This window comes from Confluentibacter sediminis (genome assembly GCF_003258355.1).
Lineage (GTDB): Bacteria > Bacteroidota > Bacteroidia > Flavobacteriales > Flavobacteriaceae > Confluentibacter > Confluentibacter sediminis.
The window spans coordinates 141323-162559 of record NZ_QKPO01000001.1 but is presented as its reverse complement, the minus strand read 5'-3'; the positions used below and the strand labels follow the sequence as shown (position 1 = coordinate 162559).

The following is a 21237-nucleotide window of genomic DNA, read 5'->3' as shown; positions in this document are numbered from 1 at the left end:
TATAATCGTTCTTAAAACTTTTAACTTTTTACTTTTAACTTTTAACTAAAAAAATGAAAGTATTAGCAAACGACGGTATTTCACAAAGTGGTAAAGATGCTTTAGAAAAAGGTGGCTATGAAGTGATTACCACAACTGTAGCACAAGAACAATTAGCAAACTATATTAACGAAAAAGACATTGCTGTACTATTGGTACGCAGCGCAACTACGGTTAGAAAAGACCTTATCGATGCTTGCCCAAGTATTAAAATTATTGGTCGTGGTGGTGTTGGTATGGACAATATTGATGTAGATTATGCGAAGTCAAAAGGTATTCATGTAATTAACACGCCTGCATCATCTTCACATTCTGTTGCAGAATTAGTGTTTGGTCATTTTTATGGTTTAGCACGTTTTTTACACCAATCCAATAGAGATATGCCTTTAGAAGGTGATGCCAATTTTGGCAAACTTAAAAAAGCATACGCTAAAGGTGTTGAATTAAAAGGTAAAACTCTAGGCGTTATAGGTTTTGGTCGTATTGGTCAAGCAACCGCTAAAGTTGCTTTGGGAGCAGGCATGAAAGTAATTGCATTTGATCCTTTTATGGAAAATGTTAATTTAGAATTAGACTTTTTTGATGGTCAAACTGTAAATTTTAATATTAAAACCATTTCAAAAGAAGACGTTATAAAACAATCAGATTTTATTACTTTACACGTACCTGCTCAAGATGGCTACGTTATTGGTAAAAAAGAATTTGACATGATGAAAGATGGGGTATTTATTGCGAATGCTGCGCGTGGTGGTGTGATTGATGAAGTAGCCCTTGTTGAAGCTATTATGAGCGGAAAAGTGGCTGGTGCCGCTTTAGATGTTTTTGAAAAAGAACCTAAACCAGAAATCACATTGTTAATGAACTCTAGCTTATCATTAACGCCTCATATTGGTGCGGCTACAGAAGAAGCACAAGACAGGATTGGAACTGAGCTAGCTGCTCAAATAATTGGCATATTAGGTTAATAACCAAATAAATATAACTTTAAATTAAAACTTCTAGCAGAAATGTTAGAAGTTTTTTTTGTACTTTCAAATCCGTTATTTATAAAAAATAAAATTTATGTCTGGAATATTAGATTTGCTAAACAGCGATTTAGGTAAAACAATCATTAGTGGTGTTTCAAATGAAACCAATCAACCACAGAACAAAACACAGGATGTTTTAACTATGGCATTGCCCGTTTTAATGGCTGCTATGAAACGAAATGCTTCAACGCCTCAAGGTGCTGAAGGTCTTTTAAACGCTTTAAGCAATAAACATGATGGCAGTATTTTAGATAATCTAGGGGGCTTATTTAGTGGTGGCGTTGATTCTGATGTTATGTCTGATGGAAGTAAAATATTAGGACATGTTTTAGGTGGCAAACAAGAACAGGTACAAAACGCATTAAGTGCCAAAACGGGTATGGATGCTGCTTCTGTAGCTCAAATATTAAAAGTTGCCGCTCCTATTTTATTAGGTATGTTAGGTAATCAAGCTAAAAAACAAAATGTAAGCAACCCTAGTGGACTAGATAGTATGCTCAGTGGTATGCTTGGAGGTAGTTCTGCAAAGCACGAACAAAGCTTTTTAGAATCTATTTTAGATGCCAATGGAGATGGTAGTGTCATTGATGATGTAGCGGGCATGGTTCTTGGAGGAGGCCATCAAAAGAAAGGCGGTCTTGGTGGCCTTTTAGGAGGGCTTTTCGGAAAAAAATAACTCTTAATTTTATAAATATAACAAACACCAAACATCTAGATGTTTGGTGTTTGTTATTAAAAACATTCATAGACAACCATTTAAGGAATGATTTTTGTAACTTTAGGTATATAGATTGCGGGGTTTACTAAACGAAAACAAGTATTGACTCATTATGACTTTCTAAATAAAAGATGGGAAGGTAATTTTGATAATATATCATAAAAAATAACAACGATGAAAACAATTGTATATATATTACTGGTTTGTGGTTTTATAATAAGCTGTAATTCGACTAAACCCATGGCTTCAAAAACCAATAACATAGTGGCAAATACAAAAGTAAGTGACACTGTTAAAATTGAGAATGATTCCTTAGAATATCAAATCATTATTATAGAGCCCGGTTTTAATGCTTGGCTTGCCTCTACTGCCAGACCAGAAGGCTATTACTCCCAAAACTATTTGGAAAACAGAAATATTATTTATGTAAACGAGTGGAACAATAGAGCAGCACAACCTCTACGTTATAATCCTAATCTCTATGAAATGCCAATCGATTACCGATCTGGAATAGATTATGGATATGAGGTTAATTATAAACTATACAATTATTTTATTTATTTTCAATTGACCTATAATCAGAAATTAGCAGGATTTAACGTTAGAATTTAATCACTTTCCTTATTTTTGCATTATAAATAGCATCTGTGAATAAGTTAAAAGAACGTTGGAACATACAATCTAATTTTCAAATCGTAATCATCTTTATTGTTTTTGCGATTACTGGTACCACAGCATCTTTGGTTGGAAAACCCATTCTTAGACATCTGCAAATAACTCCAGAAACCTTTCACGTCATTATATATTGGGTGATTCGCATTTTATTACTCTTTGTTGTTTACCAATTTTTACTTGTTTTTTATGGTTGGCTATTTGGGCAACACAAATTTTTCTGGAATTTTGAAAAGAAAATGCTCCGTAGAATAGGACTAAAACGTTTTGTTGATTGATGCAGGCATTCAAAAAGCATATGGTATTTAAAATGTTAGCCCTTAGTCTGGCTATAACTCTGCTTACCCCTACGTTTGTAAAGTTCAATCATATTTTCGCCCATCACAAACATGATATTTGTTTAGGCGAAAAGTATACCCATTTGCACACATTAAATGTTGATTGCGACTTTTATAAGTTTCATTTAAATAGCGAATATACCTTTTCATATTTTGAATTTCAATTATTCATACCTAAAGAACCCACTTTAAGTATTGTATCGCAATATCATTTTATAAGTAAGTATCAACGCTTACAAATTGCCCTTCGGGGACCTCCTCAAATTAATTTAGTATAACAGATCTTCTGAATCATTTCAGAAAGTAACATTCTTAAATTAATTTAAAACAATCACATGAAAATATTCTTTAACATGCTGCTATTACTAGCAGTATCATCTATGTATTCGCAAGCGGATTTAAAAGGTACTATAACAGATAAAAACACCAATGCGCCTATAGCTTTTGCAAATGTTTACATTCCACAATTAGAAAAAGGTGCCACTAGCGATGAAAAGGGGAACTTTAAAATCACTAATATTCCTAACGGAACTTATAAAATAGTCATTTCATATATTGGTTACCAAACCTTATCCCAAACCATAAAAAGTCCATATACTGACTTTTTGAACATTTCATTATCTGCATCTGCTATTGAAATGGAAGACGTTATTATCTCAACGCCTTTTCACAAACTACAAAGCGAAAATGTTATGAAAGTGGAACAGGAAACGGTTGCTAATTTAAAAGCCAATGGAGCCGTAAGTTTAGCCGACGGTATTACAAATATTGCAGGAGTAGAAAGCGTTACTACTGGTGTAAGCATTGGGAAACCTGTAATTAGGGGATTAAGTTCCAATAGGGTTTTGGTTTATACTCAAGGCGTTCGCTTAGAAAATCAACAATTTGGTGATGAACACGGTTTAGGCCTTAATGATGCTGGTATAGAAAGCGTTGAAGTCATCAAAGGCCCTGCTTCTTTACTGTATGGTAGTGATGCTCTGGGTGGCGTGTTATATTTTAATCCTGAAAAATTTGCTGCTAATAATACATCTGCAGGAGATTTTAGTGGAAATTATTTTAGCAACACGCAAGGCTATAACACCACTGCTGGTTATAAATCATCTGACGAGCATTTTAAATTTCTATTTAGAGGAAGTTTAGCAGAACACTCTGATTATAAAACTAAAGATTATAGGGTAACCAATACACGTTTTAGAGAACAGGATTTTAAAGCTGGTATGGGGTATCAAGCCAATAGGTTTAAAACAGAATTAAGGTATAATTTGAATAATTCTAAACTGGGAATTCCTGAGGAACTAGGCGAACAATCCACCAATAAAGCACCTTTAATTCCTTTTCAAGAAATTACCAACCATGTGTTTAGTTCTAAATCGCATGTGTTTTTAAACAATTCCAGTTTAGATATTAATTTAGGGTTTCTTTATAACGATAGAAAAGAGTTTGCAGAAGAACCAGAAGTTGGCAACGACCCAGAAGCAGAATTACATTTAAAGCTAAAAACCTTTAACTACGATGTAAAATACAATCTACCAACGCTTGGAAAATTTGAGACCATTGTAGGTGTTCAAGGTATGAACCAAGTGAATACCAATTATGGTCCCGAAGAATTGATTCCTGATGCCACAACAAACGATGTAGGGGTTTTGGCCGTTTCCCACATTCATTTTGATAAAGCGGATATACAACTTGGCGCGCGTTATGATAATCGTAATATTAATGTTGCGTCTGGCGTAAAAAAAGACTTTAATAGTTTTAATGGGGCTTTTGGTGTTAAAACCGATATCGCAGAGAATCTTACGGCAAGAGTGAATTTAGCAACAGGTTTTAGAGCGCCTAATTTAGCTGAATTAACATCTGATGGTGTTCATGAAGGCACCAATAGATATGAAATTGGAAATATCGATTTAACAAATGAACAAAACTTTCAATCGGATTTAGCTCTGGAATATAAAAATAAACATGTCGAGTTTTATGTAAATGGGTTTTATAACAAAATCAATAATTATATTTTTCTGTCTCCTAACGGCACCATTATTGATGGAAACCCTGCTTTTACTTATTTACAAAACGATGCTAATTTATATGGAGGTGAAATTGGTTTGCATATACACCCACATCCTATAGATTGGTTACATATAGAATCCAGTTTTGAAACTGTAACAGGAAAACAAAAAAATGATACCTATTTACCATTAATTCCTGCTAATTCAGTATCGAACATGATTCGGATAGAATTTGAAAAAACATGGTTGAAAAAAGGCTATGCTTTTGTAAAACTAAAATCAACATTCGCACAAAACAATGTAGGCACCTTTGAAACGACTACCAATGGCTATAATCTATTGAGTGCGGGATTAGGTGGTACGTTTACTTTATTTAAAAATGAAGCAACCGTAACATTATCTGGAACTAATTTAACAGATGAAACCTATATAAATCATTTGTCTAGATTGAAACCAGATGGTATTTTTAATATGGGAAGAAATATAAACATTGGATTTACCTATAGTTTATAAAAAACAGAAAGTCCCTTTCAAGTTTGAAAGGGACTTTTTTTATTTAATCTCCATGGCAGTTTCCTGTTTACTGAACACATAGGTATAAATCCACATAAGCGTGAACGATGGTATGACATCAAAACCTGGTAGCGCTTCTTCAATAAACGTTATAACTCCAGCAATTTTACCTGCTTTTCCTTTATATAATCTTGTCATTAACCATCCAGAAAGTGGTGCCCAAACAATATCTGAGAATTCCCCAATTCCTGGAATTAAAAAAGACACATAACCAATCGCATCAAATACGATTCCTAATACTAATTTTGTGTGCTTATTCATTCTCCAATTTAAAATTTATCATGATTCAAATAACAATAAATATACCAAAATCTATTTTCCAATGAGCTTTAGAAATTCATTTCGGGTTTCAATTTTCTCAAACTGTCCTCTAAACCCAGATGTTGTGGTTATTGAGTTTTGTTTTTGTACACCACGCATCATCATACACATATGGGATGCTTCAATAACAACAGCGACTCCTTGGGGCTTTAAAGTATCATTGATACAATCTAAAATTTGTTCTGTTAAACGTTCTTGAACCTGCAATCGTCTGGCAAAAATATCAACGACACGTGGTAATTTACTAAGACCTACAATATGTCCATTAGGAATATACGCAATATGGGCTTTTCCAAAAAAAGGCAACATATGATGTTCGCAAAGTGAATATAACTCAATATCCTTTACAATGACCATTTCATTATAAGATTCTTTAAACATAGCGCTTTCAAGCACTTTCACAGGATCTTGCTGATATCCTTGGGTTAAAAATTGCATAGCTTTAGCAGCACGTTCAGGTGTTTTTAACAAACCATCTCTTTCGGTGTTTTCACCCAAATCTTTAATAATACTTTTGTATCTATCTCTAACATCATCTGTCACCTGAATGTTATACTCTTCAAATTTTCTATATGGCATAACTTAAATGGTTTTTAATTTGTTAGAATAATTTGCTCTTAACTTTTTCAACTTCGGATTTATAACAAACTGGCAATAGCCTTGTTCACTATTTTGATTGTAATAGTTTTGATGATAGTCTTCAGCATTATAAAATGGCCCTAACAGCTCGATTTCGGTAACAATGGGGCTGTCAAAAATTTGTTCGTTTTCAAGATATTTAATAAAATCTTCAGCTGACTGTTTTTGAATATCATTATGGTAAAATATAGAAGAACGGTATTGGGTTCCTATATCATTTCCTTGTCTATTTAATGTGGTGGGATCGTGTGTTGCAAAGAAAATTTCTAAAAGTTCTTTATAACTGATACGGTTTTCATCATAAAAAATCTGAATCGCTTCGGCATGTCCGGTGCGACCTGTACAAATTTCTCGATAAGCAGGATTTTTTATGTGTCCGCCAGTATATCCTGAAACGACTTTTTCAACACCTTCAAGTCTCAAAAAAACAGCTTCTGTGCACCAAAAGCACCCGCCAGCAAATGTGGCAACTTGTAAATTATCATTCATATAAATACGTATTGTTTTTAAAGGTCATGTGGTATCGCTTTAAAGTTAGGTAAATTTTAGTAGGAACATATAACTTAACCTTACATTGTTATACTTTCAAAATAAATTATGCTTTATAGAGACTCAGGAATAAAAACAAAACTTAATTGTACATAACATCTTAAAGTGGTAAATTCACGGCTGTTATTTATTACACATGATTCAAGCAAAAAATATTCATAAATACTACAATGATTTACACGTTTTAAAAGGTGTTGACATTCATGTAAAAAAAGGTGAGATTGTTTCAATAGTTGGTGCTTCAGGTGCAGGGAAAACAACCTTGCTACAAATATTGGGTACTTTAGACAGAGCTTCGTCAAAAGACGATTATAATCTTGCCATAAATGACATTAACATAACTGGATTAAGTGATAAATTGTTAGCAAAGTTTAGAAATGAACATATTGGTTTTATTTTTCAGTTTCATCAATTATTACCAGAATTTACAGCTTTAGAAAATGTATGTTTGCCTGCATTTATAAAAGGCACAAAAAAAGCCGAGGCAGAAACTAGAGCCAAAGAACTGTTGGATTTTTTAGGATTATCCCATCGCTACAACCACAAACCAAACGAATTATCTGGTGGTGAACAACAACGTGTAGCTGTAGCCAGAGCATTAATTAATAGTCCAGAACTTATTTTTGCCGATGAACCTTCTGGAAATTTGGATAGCGAATCTGCCGAAAATCTACATAACCTGTTTTTTAAATTGCGAGATGAATTTGGTCAAACATTTGTAATTGTAACGCACAACGATGAGCTTGCAGATTTAGCTGACAGGAAATTAACCATGGTGGATGGTAAAATAGTTAATAACTAGCATTTTACGTTTTGAATAAAACAGAACTAAAAGACTTTCTCGACACCAAAGTTGAACAATATAATAATCCCAAGTTTATAGAAACGGATCCTATTCAAATACCACATGTATTTAGCAAAAAAGAGGATATTGAAATCGCTGGATTTTTAACAGCAACGATAGCCTGGGGCAATAGAAAAAGCATCATTAATAATGCTAAACAACTGGTAACTTTAATGGAAGATGCGCCTTTTGATTTTGTGATGAATCATTCTGAAAGCGATTTGGAAAAACTATTACCTTTTGTTCACAGAACGTTTAACGGAAGCGATTTTATACAGTTTACTAAATCCCTTAAGCATATCTATCTAAAACATAACGGATTGGAATCTGTCTTTGTGAAATATGCAGAACACAACTCACTACAAAACTCCATTTCAAAATTTAAAAGTATTTTTTTTGAAATAGATCATTTATCCCGAACTCAAAAACACATTAGTGATCCTTTAAAAAATTCGGCAGCCAAACGTATAAATATGTTTTTACGTTGGATGGTAAGGGATGATAAAACAGGCGTTGATTTTGGTATTTGGAAACAGCTATCCCCTAGCCAACTATCTTGTCCTTTAGATGTTCATTCAGGGAATGTGGCACGTAAATTAGGCTTGTTGAACAGAAAACAAAACGATGCCAAAGCTTTGCTAGAACTCGATAATTCATTAAGACAATTAGACATTAAAGACCCTGTTAAATATGATTTTGCTTTATTTGGCCTTGGCGTTTTTGAAGGATTTTAATTGGACAAAAAAAAGACTGATAAAAATTATCAGTCTTTTTAATTTATATAAATTATGTGGTATTATCCTTTTAACCAAGCTTCACGTAGATCTATTTGTTGCTTTGTAGCATCTGCTTTGGCTTTTAACACTTTACCTTTGGTATAAGATTGAACAGTAGTTGTTTTTATAACAATGTCCTCTCCTTTTCTATTAAGTTTTACTTCTATATCTTGCCCAGGCTTCCATTGAAACACTTGTTGCAAGATGTTGTTAGCATTTTGCATGGTTAAATCTGTTCCGTTAATATTTTTAATAATATCACCAGATTGAACTCCTAAATCGTTCCAGAAACTATTGTCTTTAACAGCCTCAGTAAAAAATATAGTGCCAAATTGAGGGTTTCCTGCTATAATTAATGTAACTCCGTTTAAAATAAAATTAGTTTCAATTTTGTCCTCTCCAAATTCCAAACCTACTTTATTAAAAAATTCCGTATAGTCTATGGGTGTTGTTCCTTCAACATGTGTTTTTAAGAATTCACCAATGGAAGGATAGGTCATAGCTGTTATTTCATCTATAAGTTTATCGTCTTCAAATGGTTTGTTCACACCATATTTATTTGACAATTCTTTCATTAAAGATAAAACACCTCGTCGTCCGTTGCTCTCTTCACGCATTAAAATATCGATACACATACCAATTAAAGCACCTTTTTGGTAAACATTTAAGTATTGATCGGAATACGGTTTATCAATAACATTTTCACTCATTACCGTAAAACTCATGGTATCATCAAGCTGTAAGGAGCGTTCTATTTTATCCATAATTTTAGCGAAGAACTCATCTTCAGACACTAAACCTTGATTCACTTGAAATAAAGTGGCAAAATATTCGGTTACACCTTCATACATCCACAAATGTTTTGAAAATGTAGGATTGTTATAATCGAAATAATGAACATCTTCTGAATGCACACTTAAAGGCGTTACAATATGAAAAAATTCATGTGACACCACATCTATCATTCCTTCAGCTAAATCTTCTTCAGTATCATTTTCTGGCATAACAACCATAGTAGATTTATGGTGTTCTAAAGCACCAAATCCTTTGGGAGCTTTTTCACTTCCATCCGATAAATAAAGAAAGATATCATATCTAGGTGTAGAGTTAATGGCACCTAAAAAGGCTTTTTGAGCCTCCATCATTTTAAACATAGCTGGTTTTAATGATTGAGCTGAATGCAATTTATTTGGAGAATACACACTTAATACAATTTTAATGTCTCCTACTTTAAATTCTTCAACGCTAAGTTTACCATACATCATCGGGTTATCTGTAATGTCAAAATATCTTGGAGCAAAATAATTGGTTGTAATGGTTTTCCCATCAGAACTTTTTGTACTTCCAGTTTCTTGCAGTGCTGAAGAACGTACAAAATCTGAAGGTGCCGTAACATCCAGCTTGTACTGATTGTTTTTTAGAGAATCAAAATAGCCTATAAACCCATGTAAATTCAACACATAATCATCTGGCTCAATATTGGTTCCAGAAGGTGAAAAAGGTTGTTCTTTACCAATACCTCCTTCTTCTTCCATATCAAAGGTATCATTTACTAAATAGGTGATTTTATCTAATTGTTTTGCATTGGCAATAGTCCAAGTATTGTCATCGGTTTTTACAGCAGATAATTCATGTCCTTTATAATCGTAAGCTTTAAAATCATCAATATATTTACCGAAATTACTGATAGCATAGGTTCCTTGAACAACTTTTGGCAATCTATACGTTATGTTGTCAATATCGAATCTTCCAGGGTTAATAGTTACTGGAACTTTATCATTTTCAACTTTCGTTAAATCTATTGAAGTTGTTATGGGCAACGAGGTTGCCAAATCATTAGTCATTGTTTTAGTTGAACCACAACTAGCCAATAACATGACCGCAAATAATGCGGATAAAAGTCTTGTTTTCATGTAATTTTTTTAAAATCTTTAAATTGACGCTAAAATTAAGATTATGTTGCACGTCCCTTTCACAAGGTTATGTTAAATTAGCACCATGCAACAGCCTTTAATAAGTATTCTTATTCCGTTCAAAAATACAGAAATTTATCTTACAGACTGTTTAGAGTCTATTTTAATTCAAACCTACAAAAATTGGGAGCTTCTAATAGTTGATGATGGCTCAACAGACTCTAGTTTTTCACTAGTTGAATTATTTTCCTTAAAAGACGACCGGATAAAACTTTTTAAAAACACTGGAAACGGCATTATTGATGCGTTAAGATTAGCATTTGAAAATAGTACAGGCGATTTTATTACAAGAATGGATAGTGATGATATCATGCACCCCAATAAACTCGCCATATTGGCTAATAATTTAATTACCTACGGAACAGGACATGTTGCCGTGGGTTTGGTGAAATATTTTTCAGATGAAGGCATTCAAGAGGGTTATAAAACTTATGAAGATTGGTTAAATAAACTAACTCAAACTGGTGATAATTATTCTGAAATCTATAAAGAATGTGTCATTCCTTCACCTTGCTGGATGATTCATAGAGATGATTTAGTGGCTTGTGGTGCCTTTAATTCAAATATATATCCAGAAGATTATGATTTAACATTTCGGTTTTATAAACACCATTTTAAATGTATTCCTTGCCATAATGTTTTGCATTATTGGCGCGATTATAGTACACGGACTTCCAGAACCCACATTCATTACGCACAAAACCATTTTACACCAATAAAAATCCATTATTTTTTAGATATTGATTATAACAAGAATAAAACACTTACTATTTGGGGTGCTGGCACCAAAGGAAAATTAACAGCAAAAATATTAATAGAAAAAGGAATCGATTTCGAATGGATTTGTAATAATCCCAAAAAAATCGGCAAAGATATTTACGGAAAGGAATTAAAGGGTTTTGAGGTTTTAAAAACTATTGAAAATCCGCAAACTATCATCACCGTAGCCAATAGAACATCTCAAATGAAGATTAGAACATATTTGAATACATTACACTTAAAGCCAACTGAAAATTATGTTTTCTTTTGTTAATGCACATATATTGTGTGATCAAATAACCAAGGAAATTATTTTCCATTGTATTCAATAATAAAAAAAAATATGTAGTTTTGACAAATCTAAAACGAAATGCAGTTTAAACACCCAGAACTTCTTTACGCTCTACTTTTACTGCTAATTCCTATTATTGTTCACTTATTCCAATTACGTAAATTTCAAAAAGAAGCATTTACAAACGTCGCTTTTTTAAAAGAAGTGACGTTACAAACACGTAAAAGTTCTCAATTGAAAAAGTGGTTAACCTTATTAACCAGATTGTTGTTACTGGCTTGTATCATTCTAGCCTTCGCCCAACCATTTATAGCAAAAACCAATGCATTTAAAACCGTAAGTGAAACCGTAATTTATTTAGATAATTCCTTTAGCATGCAAGCTAAAGGGGATCAAGGCGAGCTTTTAAAACGTGCCGTTCAGGATATTATAACCAATGTTCCTGAAAACAATAGGATTTCTTTAATTACAAACGATAATACGTATAAAAATACCACAATAAAAGCTATTAAGAACGACTTGCTTCAGCTTGATTATTCGGCCAAGTCTATGTCTTATGAAGCCATTCTATTAAAAAGCCAAACCCTTTTCAGTAAAGACAAAAATCGTTTAAAAAACATTGTTTTTATTTCAGATTTCCAACAACAAAACTCCAATTTCAATCCAGAAAAAGACTCGCTTACCAACATACTCGCTGTTCAACTTAAACCTGTAAACATTAATAATGTGTCTATAGATAGCGTCTATATTTCTAACACGACTGCTTCTAATTATGAACTTACTGTCCTGTTAAAACACTCAGGAACATCCATAGAAAATTTACCAGTTTCATTGTACAACGATGATTTACTAATTGCAAAAACGTCTGTCTCTCTTAATAATGAAACCAAAACTATATTTTCAATACCAACAAACCGTATTATTAATGGTAAAATAAGTATTGAGGATGCTAATTTACAATACGATAACAACCTATTTTTTAATATTAATAAAGTTGAAAAAATAAATGTTTTAAGCATTAATGCCGAAAATGATTCCTTTTTAAAACGCATTTATACAGAAGACGAATTTAATTACACCTCTACAACCGAAGATCAATTAAATTTCAATGATTTAGAAAAACAAAATCTGATTATTTTAAACGAACTTAAAACGATTCCAAACACATTGGTTTCTGTATTAAAAACCTTTACTAACCAAGGTGGTTATGTAGTTGTTATTCCGCCATCTAAAGATATGGCTACGGCTTCATATAGCGATTTATTACAAAGTTTCAATACCACTTTCAAGGATATAACTCAAACTAAAAAACACATCACCAACATTAATTATTCACATCCTTTATACAACAATGGTGTGTTTGAAAAAGAAGTTAAAAACTTTCAATATCCACAAACAAATAGTTTTTATAATATATCAAATACAGGCGGTTCTTTTATTTTACAATATGAAGATGGCAAACCCTTTTTACTTCAGAATAAAAATGCTTTTATATTTACTTCTGCTTTAAATGACGACCATTCTAATTTTAAAAATTCGCCTTTAATAGTACCCACATTATACAACATGGCGAAAAGCAGTTTTAAAGTCCCTGTTATTTATTATACTATTGGAAATGACAATAGTTTTGATGTGAATGTTCACTTAAATCAAGACGATATTTTATCAATGGTGCATGCTGATGTAAACATCATTCCTAAACAACAGTATTTTAATAATAAAGTTTCTATAAACACAATTGAAGTGCCTTCTATGTCTGGTATTTACACTCTAAGAAGCAAAAATGAAAGTTTGCAAAATGTAAGCTATAATTATAACAGAGCCGACAGCGAATTGATTTATCAAGACATTTCAAATTTAAAAAACATAACACATAGCAATTCTATAACCGATAGTTTTGATGTTATAAAAAGTGACACAAATGTTAATGCCTTATGGAAATGGTTTGCTATTTTTGCACTAGTGTTATTGATTATTGAAATGCTCATCTTAAAATACTTTAAATGAACACACTTATAAAGTCTGCAACAATTATTGATCCTAAAAGTGAGTTTCATAATTCTACTCAAGACCTATTAATTGAAAACGGTGTTATCACCAACATTGGAAATAACTTAAAAAACCCAAAAAACTATCAAGAAATCTCATTAGAAAACCTTCATATATCGCAAGGTTGGTTTGACAGTAGTGTGTGTTTTGGTGAACCTGGTTTTGAAGAACGCGACACCATTGCGAATGGACTTAAAACGGCAGCCGCATCAGGATTTACAGCAGTTGCAATGAATGCTAACACGCATCCTGTTTTAGATACGAGTTCTGACATTGAATTTGTAAAAGCCAAAGCCAAGAACAGTCCAGTTACATTATTGCCTATTGGCGCTTTAACCAAAGATGGAAAGAGTGAAGATTTAGCAGAATTGTATGACATGACTAGCGCTGGTGCGGTGGCTTTTTACGATTACCAAAAACCGGTTAGCAATCCTAATCTGTTGAAGATTGCCTTACAATATGCCATGAATTTTGGTGGTTTGGTTTTTTCTTTTCCACAGGAAAGCAAAATTTCTGGCGCAGGCGTTATGAATGAAAATATAACTAGCACCTCGTTAGGTTTAAAAGGAAATCCAACCCTAGCCGAAGAATTACAAGTAGCGCGCGATTTATTTTTACTGGAATATACAGGCGGAAAATTGCATATCCCAACCATATCGTCTGCAACATCGGTAGCATTGATTCGCGAAGCGAAAAAGAAAAAACTGGATGTTACTTGTAGTGTTGCCATTCATAATCTATATTTTACAGATAACGTTTTAACCGACTTTAACACGCATTTTAAAGTATTGCCACCATTAAGAACGCAGAAAGATATTGATGCCTTAATTGAAGGCTTAAAAGATGGCACGATCGATATGGTAACCAGTGACCATAACCCAATGGACATTGAACATAAAAAGATTGAATTCGATTATGCCGCTTACGGAACTGTAGGCCTAGAAAGTGCTTTTGGTGCCTTACAAACCATTTTCACTTTAAAGAAAACCATCGATATTTTAACTAAAGGGAAATCTAGATTTGGTTTAGAGCAAACCCCAATAAATATTGGTAATACAACAAATATTACACTATTTAATCCTGATACAAAATATACATTTTCTACAAAAAATATTTTATCAAAATCAAAAAACAGCATTTTTGAAAATGAATCTTTAAAAGGAACCGTTTACGGAATCATTTCGAATAATCAAGTAGTAATAAAGTCATGACAGAACAGGAAATTGAAAAGGGACGTAAAAATGCCATTATTAGTTATTTAACTATTATAGGCGTTATCATTGCATACTATTTGAATAATGAAGAAGAAAATAAAAGTGCTTTTGCCGGTTTTCACATCAGGCAATCTTTAGGCCTATGGCTTACGTTTTACGCCCTTGGTTATATGATAGGAAATTTTGATAGTTGGCTGGTAACCTCCAGTTTTTATGTATTTTTTGCTGTTCTTTTTATTTACGGATTTATAACCGCATTGAATAGAAAAACACAAGCCGTTCCATTATTGGGTACATTTTATCAAAAATTATTTAAAAATTTCGCTAATTAATGAGTCATTCCTCGCCATCGTTATATCACATTGTTAGAAAATCAATATTACCTGAAAACGCTCCACTATTAATATTACTGCATGGCTACGGCAGTGATGAAAATGATTTGTTTTCGTTTGCTAGTGAATTACCCAAAGAACTTTTTATAGTTTCTGTTAGAGCTCCTTATGAAATGCAACCTTACGGAAACGCTTGGTATGCCATCAATTTTGATGCTGAAAAAGGGAAATGGAGTGATAATGAACAAGCCAAAGCATCCAGAGATTTAATAGCTAAATTTATTGATGAAACGGTTAATCATTACCCTGTAGATAAAAATAAGGTAAATCTGTTAGGATTTAGTCAAGGAGCTATTTTAAGTTATGCGGTAGCTTTAACTTATCCTCAAAAAGTAAAAAATATTATGGCCTTAAGTGGTTATATAAATAAAGATATTTTTCCTAAAAATCTTGAAACCAAAGACTATTCTAATCTCGATTTTTATTGTTCCCATGGTAGTGTAGACCAAGTAATTCCTGTGGATTGGGCTAGACAAACTGCTCCGTTTTTAAAAGCCCTAAATATTAAATATACTTATTCTGAATTTCCTGTGGGGCATGGTGTAGCACCACAAAATTTTTATCAATTTAAAGAATGGTTGATTCATAGAATGTGATAAACCTCAATACTATATTAAAATCTTCTACATTTTTGTTTTAATTCTGGTATAAACCAATTAAAATGTTTTTATATAATTAAAGTTATGCGTAAGCTCCAGATTAAACCAATAAAAACGAAATCGCAGAATATGTACTTTCTGATTCATCGCTATAATGTGTTGCCAGCAAAACATCGGTTGAAAAATTATTATCTAAATCTAAAAATGATAATTCTAGATATATATGAATCTTTTTCAAACTACTTGGCACAATAGAAATACCTAAACCATTTCTGACCAATTGAATTATAGAATTGATATTATTTGATTGGTGAACAACATTGGGCATAAATCCATAATGTGAACAAATTTCAATAAAAGAGAGTTATGGGAAGGTTATAATAATTGCCTACAAACCTTTAAAATTTTCATTAAATAACAGCATAAAAAAGCCAGCTATTAAGCTGGCTTTAATTCTAGGTAAATCTTTAAATTAGTTAACAACCAATCTAAAGCCTTCTCCGTGTATGTTTAGTATTTCTACGTTTTCATCTAGTTTTAAATACTTTCGTAATTTGGCAATATAAACGTCCATACTACGAGAAGTAAAATAATTATCGTCCCTCCAAATTTTGGTAAGTGCCAATTCACGCGGCATTAAATCGTTTTCATGTAAGGCTAACAAACGTAACAATTCGTTTTCTTTTGGAGATAATTTAATAGCCTCCCCTCCTTTATAACGTAAAAAACGTAGTTTGGAATTCAAATCAAAACCTCCAATTTTAAATTCAAACTGTTTACTATCAGAAACGGTTTCTGTGGCTTTGCGTTGAATAATGGCTTTAATTTTCATTAAAAGCACTTCACTATCAAAGGGTTTATTCAAATAATCGTCTGCACCAACTTTATAGCCTTTTAAAACGTCTTCTTTCATGGCCTTTGCCGTTAAGAATACAATAGGCACATCGGCATTTTTCTCTTTTATTTCTTTGGCTAAAGTAAACCCATCTTTATAAGGCATCATAACATCTAAAATGCACAAATCGAAATCGTCTTTCTTAAACTTTTCAAAACCTTCCATACCATTTTTTGCATGAACAACATCATAATCATTCATCATTAAATAATCTTTAAGAACGGTTCCGAAATTTGGATCGTCTTCAACTAATAAAATTTTCTTTTTTTGTTCTTCCATAGTTTCTATGATATTAAGGGAAGCTTTATGGTAAAAACACTTCCTTTGTCTTTTTCACTTTCTACACTTACATAACCTTGATGGTCGTCTACAATCCGCTTTACATAGGCTAAACCTAACCCATGGCCTTTTACATTATGTATATTTCCTGTATGTTCCCTATAAAATTTTTCGAACACACGCTTGGTAGCTGCTTTACTCATACCACTACCTTGATCTTTAATTTTTAATAAAATATTTGTTCCTACATTTTCTGTATAAACATCTATTTTGGGGGCATCTGGAGAATACTTAATAGCATTATCCAATATATTAACGATCACATTTGTAAAGTGTGTTTCATTTGCCAACACGGTCGATTTTAAAGCCTCTAAATGTGTTTTAATATAACCCTGTCTGTCTTCAACAATAAGCTCTACATGGGTTAAAGCATCCTCTACTAAGTCGTGTAAATCTACTTTATCCTTACTTATGTTAAGTTCGTTCTTTTCTAGTTTAGATATTCTCAATACATTTTCAACCTGAGCATGCATGCGCTTGTTTTCTTCCTTTATCATATTAAGATAACGAAGCACCTTATCTTTATCATCAATTATTTTAGGATTCTTTATGGCATCTAACGCTAAATTTATAGTAGCAATAGGGGTTTTAAATTCATGCGTCATGTTATTGATGAAATCTGTTTTTATTTCAGATATTTTACGCTGTTTTAGCAATTGGTACAGAGCGCTAGAATATGTCAATAGAATTATAAATGTAAAAATAACAGACAATATAATCATACTGGAAATGGATGAAAAAATGAATTTTCTATCATCTGGAAAATTCACTAAAAGCATATAATTACTTTGATTATTTTCATCATAAAAAACAGGTATACTATACGTATCCAACTTGTTATTTTCAAAATTATCACTATGCACTTTTGTCGCTAAACCGTTACTGTAAATAGCGAATTCATAATGAATATCGACATTATTTTCCTTTAACTTTTTAGATAGCAAGCTATCTATTTGTTGTTGCGAAACACGCTTGTATATGGGTATTGTCTTTAAGTAAGCTTTTAAATTTTTATCAAAATAGTTTCTTTCAGCTTCACTTAACCGACTGCTATTAACGATATTCAAAATGGGGGTTTTGCTTATATCTTTATCAGATCGATCTGAATTTTTATAAACCTCTATCTTAGAACTTCCAATAATGTTTTTAATAGCAAAACTATCTAAACCGATGTCAAAGAGCGGCGAAGAATACTTATAGTTTTCTTCTAATATAATTTGTGTATAATTTATTGTTTCATTTGTACTTTTATTTAATTGAGACGTAAATAACTGGGAAACAATCGCTGTATCAATCCTTTTTTCACTATCTAAACTTTGAAACTTCTCAAAATAGCTATCTGATTCATTAGTTTCGATGGCATTAGACACATTTGCTAATGTCTTTTTCACATTAGACTCAAAACGTTCTCTTTGGTTTAATTCTGCATCTTTAATATAATCAGCTTGCAATAAAATAATGCCCGTTAGAGATAAACTCATAAAAATAATTAACAGAACAAATATCTTTTTACTCATTGCTCAAAATTAACATTTTAACATTTAGAACTCTCGCCTTTTAACCTTACATTAACAAAAATGTTAAAATTCAAAGTTTTCCATAATGTTTTAAGATTTCATGGTGGATTTTTAACACTTGCTCTTTTGTATCTTCTAAATCTATATTTTCAATAACAAAATCGGACAGCTTAACTTTATCTTCATCTGGCCATTGGTTGTTCATCACGGTTTCTATCTTTTCTCTTGTAGTAGGATTCCTTGTTAATAACCGTTCTATCTTTACATCTTTTGGTGCCGTTACTGTAATAACAAAATCGCACTGTTTGTATCCATTATTTTCAAACAAAATAGCCGCTTCTTTAATAACATACTCTGTGTGTTGTTTTGATACCCATTTTTTAAAATGGGTCGCTACTTTGGGGTGTACAATAGCATTCATTTTTTGCAAATACGTTTCATTTTTAAAAATAATATCAGCAATAAAAGGTCTATTCAATTCATTATTAACATAAGCGTTTTCCCCAAATAACCCAAGAAGTTGTTTCCTTATAATTTTAGATGTATGCATGAGCTTTTTAGCTTCCTCATCTGAAATATAAATAGGAACCCCTAACATATGGAACGCTTTAGCTACCGTAGTTTTCCCACTACCTATACCTCCTGTAAGACCAACTACTATCATTCTAGAATTATAAATTCAATACGTTGTTGATTCACTTTAGCGTTTTTAACCAACTTAGATGTTTTGGTGAGTTTTGGTATCAAATAAGCTTGTTCTTTTTCAATGGTGTTAAAATCGCATTCAACAGCAAAATCTTTTGCGGTAACATTCTTAAAATCCTTTAAACTGGTATAATACGTCACGTTTACTTCCTTTGGAAAATAATTCAATGTCATCTCTTTGGGCACGTTTACAACGGTAACAGGAATCTTCAATGTGCCTTCTGTGTATTTTTCTATAGTTGCAGATACTTCGATCTCGCTAGCTGAAAATTTTAAATCTTGATTGTTTTTTGGTAATTTAAGTTTAATCTTACTTAATATATTTGATTTCACATCATTTAAAATCAATTTTTCTGTTTTAATGTTCTTTATTTTTGATGCTATTATTTTTGGACCGATGACAACTATCGAGTCTGGATTCAATTTATAATTGTCTGTTAAGTCAAACCCGGATGCAAACTTCACATCCGTATTAAGTATAACTGGTATTTTTTTTACTAAATTAACATCGTACCTAAATAACAAAGTATCGGGAAATATATTAAATATTTCTACATTATCACCAAATTGCTTATCGCTATACATATAGGCTTTCGCCTTGTCCCAAATAAACACAGATTTAGTTTTCTTTACATCTTTAGAAAAGTCTATAGTTATTTTTGGTTCAAAAAAGTAATAGCTTAACCATTTAAAACCATGTGTTTTTAACGTGACTTTTAATTTAGCATTGGAATCGTTAAGAATCACATTTTCTTGAGGAACGTTTATTTTGTTGATATTAAATGTGATTGTATTTGTATAGTCTTTGGATAGTTTTGTGAAAATTAGAATAATAAAAGCCAATAATAGAAACAAAAAAAAGATATTTATTTTTTTGTTTCTAATAGAGAGAAGTATTTCCTTTTTTAATTTTCTTATCATGTTCTTTTAAAAAATAATTTTGGAAAAAATTGTTTGGGATCTTTTTTTAAAACAGCAACAATACAAGTTGATTTTAAAAACCCAAAGCCATATCCAAAAAACTGTATTATTATAGCTATTATAGAAAATAGCGCAACCATAACATTTTTAGTGGAAAATAAAGCCCAAATAAATGCTATTATAAAATACAAAATATATAGCTCTAGAAAAAATTTAATTTTAAAAAAATAAAGCAAACAAGCAGTTAAAAAACCCAAACAAAATAACGTAGGAAACCAATAGGTTACTTTTTTTGTTTTAGGATGCCACACATTTAAAATAGGTCTAACCAATCCAAATTTATACACTTGCTTGTAAAATTTATTCCAAGAAATTCTGCGCTTATGGTATACATAAGCCTCAGGTATAAGCTTGGTGTTATAGCCTAAATCCCATAACCTGATCGATAAATCCGGATCTTCCCCAGGATGGATATCCCCAAAACCTTTGGACTTTTCAAATGCTTTTTTTGAAATACCCATATTAAAACTCCTAGGTTGAAATGCGTCTACACTATTTTTATTTCCACGAATACCACCTGTGGTAATAAAGGAAGTCATAGAGAAATTAATAGCTTTTTGAAGATTTGAAAAGGATTCATGAGCCGCGTCTGGTCCACCAAAACAATCTACATAATCAGTATTCAAGCTTTTTACAACTTCATCTAAATAGTTTTTAGGTAAAATACAATCACTATCTAAAATAATAAAGTAATTGCCTTTTGCATGTAGCATACCAAAATTTCTAGAATCTCCAGGACCGGAATTCTCTTTAAAAAAATAAGATATATGCAGTTTGTCTTTATAGACATCGATAATACCTTTTGAAGGAATTGTAGAGCCATCTTCAACAATTACAATCTCAAATGCTTCGTTTGCTTTTAACGCTAAGAAACTTTGCAAAAGCTCTTGTATTTCGTCTGGACGATTATAAACAGGGATTATAAATGAAAACTGTAACTGCATAGCACAAATGTAACCAATCCACACAAAAAAAGCCACCGTTTTATGGGTGGCTACTTTATCTTCTATATTAAAATA

23 protein-coding genes are annotated in these 21237 nt (G+C 31.9%); 13 read left to right on the top strand and 10 right to left on the bottom strand.

The window, feature by feature from the left end; all coding sequences use genetic code 11:
- The first annotated feature begins 53 nt into the window (after window positions 1–53).
- The 6 genes from DKT72_RS00795 (at window position 54) to DKT72_RS00770 (ending at window position 5314) form a co-directional block, all read left to right on the top strand.
- A complete protein-coding gene (locus DKT72_RS00795) occupies window positions 54–1004 on the top strand; it encodes a D-2-hydroxyacid dehydrogenase (protein WP_111306813.1) in 951 nt (316 codons plus the stop codon).
- Window positions 1005–1101: 97 nt separating this feature from the next.
- Window positions 1102–1743, top strand: coding sequence for a DUF937 domain-containing protein (locus tag DKT72_RS00790; RefSeq protein WP_111306812.1), 642 nt, complete (start codon window positions 1102–1104; stop codon window positions 1741–1743).
- Between the two features lie 216 nt (window positions 1744–1959).
- Complete coding sequence (locus tag DKT72_RS00785) at window positions 1960–2397, top strand: DUF6146 family protein (RefSeq protein WP_111306811.1); 438 nt, start codon at window positions 1960–1962, stop codon at window positions 2395–2397.
- 35 nt (window positions 2398–2432) lie between these two features.
- The gene (locus DKT72_RS00780) at window positions 2433–2735 is read left to right on the top strand and encodes a DUF6787 family protein (RefSeq protein WP_111306810.1); all 303 of its coding nucleotides are present in this window, start codon (window positions 2433–2435) and stop codon (window positions 2733–2735) included.
- Complete coding sequence (locus DKT72_RS00775) at window positions 2735–3073, top strand: hypothetical protein (RefSeq protein ID WP_111306809.1); 339 nt, start codon at window positions 2735–2737, stop codon at window positions 3071–3073. Before DKT72_RS00780 ends, DKT72_RS00775 begins: the two co-directional genes overlap by 1 nt.
- A 57-nt stretch (window positions 3074–3130) precedes the next feature.
- On the top strand, window positions 3131–5314 hold the full coding sequence (locus DKT72_RS00770) for a TonB-dependent receptor (RefSeq protein WP_111306808.1): 2184 nt from the start codon (window positions 3131–3133) through the stop codon (window positions 5312–5314).
- Window positions 5315–5353: 39 nt separating this feature from the next.
- Here the strand turns inward: DKT72_RS00770 and DKT72_RS00765 are convergent, their stop codons facing one another.
- From DKT72_RS00765 to msrA, 3 genes are read right to left on the bottom strand one after another with little or no spacing between them, the layout of a single operon-like run.
- Complete coding sequence (locus DKT72_RS00765; protein ID WP_111306807.1) at window positions 5354–5635, bottom strand: hypothetical protein; 282 nt, start codon at window positions 5633–5635, stop codon at window positions 5354–5356.
- Between the two features lie 51 nt (window positions 5636–5686).
- Entirely contained in the window at window positions 5687–6274 is a 588-nt protein-coding gene (gene folE / locus DKT72_RS00760) for a GTP cyclohydrolase I FolE (RefSeq protein WP_111306806.1), read from the bottom strand.
- Window positions 6275–6277: 3 nt separating this feature from the next.
- A complete protein-coding gene (msrA, locus tag DKT72_RS00755; protein WP_111306805.1) occupies window positions 6278–6823 on the bottom strand; it encodes a peptide-methionine (S)-S-oxide reductase MsrA in 546 nt (181 codons plus the stop codon).
- A gap of 196 nt (window positions 6824–7019) precedes the next feature.
- On the opposite strand from msrA, the gene DKT72_RS00750 reads away from it, so the two are divergent.
- Together DKT72_RS00750 and DKT72_RS00745 are read left to right on the top strand one after the other, a co-directional pair.
- On the top strand, window positions 7020–7685 hold the full coding sequence (locus DKT72_RS00750; protein WP_111306804.1) for an ABC transporter ATP-binding protein: 666 nt from the start codon (window positions 7020–7022) through the stop codon (window positions 7683–7685).
- Between the two features lie 11 nt (window positions 7686–7696).
- On the top strand, window positions 7697–8461 hold the full coding sequence (locus DKT72_RS00745; RefSeq protein ID WP_111306803.1) for a TIGR02757 family protein: 765 nt from the start codon (window positions 7697–7699) through the stop codon (window positions 8459–8461).
- A gap of 62 nt (window positions 8462–8523) precedes the next feature.
- Here DKT72_RS00745 and DKT72_RS00740 read toward each other — a convergent pair whose 3' ends face one another.
- Window positions 8524–10416, bottom strand: coding sequence for a M61 family metallopeptidase (locus tag DKT72_RS00740; protein WP_111306802.1), 1893 nt, complete (start codon window positions 10414–10416; stop codon window positions 8524–8526).
- A gap of 85 nt (window positions 10417–10501) precedes the next feature.
- Between DKT72_RS00740 and DKT72_RS00735 the strand changes: the two genes are divergently transcribed.
- The 5 genes from DKT72_RS00735 to DKT72_RS00715 all read left to right on the top strand — a co-directional run bounded on the left by DKT72_RS00735 (window position 10502) and on the right by DKT72_RS00715 (window position 15778).
- Window positions 10502–11509 (top strand): glycosyltransferase family 2 protein, encoded by a 1008-nt coding sequence (locus DKT72_RS00735; RefSeq protein WP_111306801.1) that lies wholly within the window; start codon window positions 10502–10504, stop codon window positions 11507–11509.
- A 96-nt stretch (window positions 11510–11605) separates the two neighbouring features.
- Window positions 11606–13534 (top strand): vWA domain-containing protein, encoded by a 1929-nt coding sequence (locus DKT72_RS00730; protein WP_111306800.1) that lies wholly within the window; start codon window positions 11606–11608, stop codon window positions 13532–13534.
- Window positions 13531–14787: a dihydroorotase gene (locus DKT72_RS00725; protein WP_111306799.1), complete on the top strand. Its 1257-nt coding sequence runs from the start codon at window positions 13531–13533 to the stop codon at window positions 14785–14787. Before DKT72_RS00730 ends, DKT72_RS00725 begins: the two co-directional genes overlap by 4 nt.
- On the top strand, window positions 14784–15122 hold the full coding sequence (locus tag DKT72_RS00720) for a hypothetical protein (RefSeq protein WP_111306798.1): 339 nt from the start codon (window positions 14784–14786) through the stop codon (window positions 15120–15122). Before DKT72_RS00725 ends, DKT72_RS00720 begins: the two co-directional genes overlap by 4 nt.
- Window positions 15122–15778 carry an alpha/beta hydrolase gene (locus DKT72_RS00715; RefSeq protein WP_111306797.1) on the top strand — a complete coding sequence of 219 codons (657 nt, stop codon included), beginning with the start codon at window positions 15122–15124 and terminating at the stop codon, window positions 15776–15778. The genes DKT72_RS00720 and DKT72_RS00715 overlap by 1 nt, the downstream gene beginning before the upstream one ends.
- Before the next feature lie 103 nt (window positions 15779–15881).
- On the opposite strand, the gene DKT72_RS00710 is transcribed toward DKT72_RS00715, so the two are convergent.
- The 6 genes from DKT72_RS00710 to DKT72_RS00685 form a co-directional block, all read right to left on the bottom strand.
- Complete coding sequence (locus tag DKT72_RS00710; protein WP_262510057.1) at window positions 15882–16130, bottom strand: LysR substrate-binding domain-containing protein; 249 nt, start codon at window positions 16128–16130, stop codon at window positions 15882–15884.
- A gap of 123 nt (window positions 16131–16253) precedes the next feature.
- Window positions 16254–16955: a response regulator transcription factor gene (locus DKT72_RS00705; protein WP_111306795.1), complete on the bottom strand. Its 702-nt coding sequence runs from the start codon at window positions 16953–16955 to the stop codon at window positions 16254–16256.
- 5 nt (window positions 16956–16960) lie between these two features.
- Window positions 16961–18532 (bottom strand): sensor histidine kinase, encoded by a 1572-nt coding sequence (locus tag DKT72_RS00700; RefSeq protein WP_220628055.1) that lies wholly within the window; start codon window positions 18530–18532, stop codon window positions 16961–16963.
- A 70-nt stretch (window positions 18533–18602) separates the two neighbouring features.
- Window positions 18603–19196: a dephospho-CoA kinase gene (gene coaE, locus DKT72_RS00695; RefSeq protein WP_111306793.1), complete on the bottom strand. Its 594-nt coding sequence runs from the start codon at window positions 19194–19196 to the stop codon at window positions 18603–18605.
- Entirely contained in the window at window positions 19193–20092 is a 900-nt protein-coding gene (locus DKT72_RS00690; RefSeq protein ID WP_235841574.1) for a YbbR-like domain-containing protein, read from the bottom strand. The genes coaE and DKT72_RS00690 overlap by 4 nt, the downstream gene beginning before the upstream one ends.
- A gap of 62 nt (window positions 20093–20154) precedes the next feature.
- A complete protein-coding gene (locus DKT72_RS00685; protein WP_111306792.1) occupies window positions 20155–21162 on the bottom strand; it encodes a glycosyltransferase family 2 protein in 1008 nt (335 codons plus the stop codon).
- Between the last annotated feature and the right edge of the window lie 75 nt (window positions 21163–21237).

Bases quoted from the DNA above. Each gene is read 5' to 3' on its own strand.
- DKT72_RS00700 (WP_220628055.1), bottom strand. From the start codon at position 18,532: ATGAGTAAAAAGATATTTGTTCTGTTAATTATTTTTATGAGTTTATCT.
- DKT72_RS00725 (WP_111306799.1), top strand. From the start codon at position 13,531: ATGAACACACTTATAAAGTCTGCAACAATTATTGATCCTAAAAGTGAG.
- folE (WP_111306806.1), bottom strand. From the start codon at position 6,274: ATGCCATATAGAAAATTTGAAGAGTATAACATTCAGGTGACAGATGAT.
- DKT72_RS00705 (WP_111306795.1), bottom strand. From the start codon at position 16,955: ATGGAAGAACAAAAAAAGAAAATTTTATTAGTTGAAGACGATCCAAAT.
- DKT72_RS00715 (WP_111306797.1), top strand. From the start codon at position 15,122: ATGAGTCATTCCTCGCCATCGTTATATCACATTGTTAGAAAATCAATA.
- DKT72_RS00750 (WP_111306804.1), top strand. From the start codon at position 7,020: ATGATTCAAGCAAAAAATATTCATAAATACTACAATGATTTACACGTT.
- DKT72_RS00735 (WP_111306801.1), top strand. From the start codon at position 10,502: ATGCAACAGCCTTTAATAAGTATTCTTATTCCGTTCAAAAATACAGAA.
- DKT72_RS00765 (WP_111306807.1), bottom strand. From the start codon at position 5,635: ATGAATAAGCACACAAAATTAGTATTAGGAATCGTATTTGATGCGATT.
- DKT72_RS00685 (WP_111306792.1), bottom strand. From the start codon at position 21,162: ATGCAGTTACAGTTTTCATTTATAATCCCTGTTTATAATCGTCCAGAC.
- DKT72_RS00790 (WP_111306812.1), top strand. From the start codon at position 1,102: ATGTCTGGAATATTAGATTTGCTAAACAGCGATTTAGGTAAAACAATC.
- DKT72_RS00795 (WP_111306813.1), top strand. From the start codon at position 54: ATGAAAGTATTAGCAAACGACGGTATTTCACAAAGTGGTAAAGATGCT.
- DKT72_RS00720 (WP_111306798.1), top strand. From the start codon at position 14,784: ATGACAGAACAGGAAATTGAAAAGGGACGTAAAAATGCCATTATTAGT.
- msrA (WP_111306805.1), bottom strand. From the start codon at position 6,823: ATGAATGATAATTTACAAGTTGCCACATTTGCTGGCGGGTGCTTTTGG.
- DKT72_RS00785 (WP_111306811.1), top strand. From the start codon at position 1,960: ATGAAAACAATTGTATATATATTACTGGTTTGTGGTTTTATAATAAGC.
- DKT72_RS00770 (WP_111306808.1), top strand. From the start codon at position 3,131: ATGAAAATATTCTTTAACATGCTGCTATTACTAGCAGTATCATCTATG.
- DKT72_RS00730 (WP_111306800.1), top strand. From the start codon at position 11,606: ATGCAGTTTAAACACCCAGAACTTCTTTACGCTCTACTTTTACTGCTA.
- DKT72_RS00775 (WP_111306809.1), top strand. From the start codon at position 2,735: ATGCAGGCATTCAAAAAGCATATGGTATTTAAAATGTTAGCCCTTAGT.
- DKT72_RS00740 (WP_111306802.1), bottom strand. From the start codon at position 10,416: ATGAAAACAAGACTTTTATCCGCATTATTTGCGGTCATGTTATTGGCT.
- coaE (WP_111306793.1), bottom strand. From the start codon at position 19,196: ATGATAGTAGTTGGTCTTACAGGAGGTATAGGTAGTGGGAAAACTACG.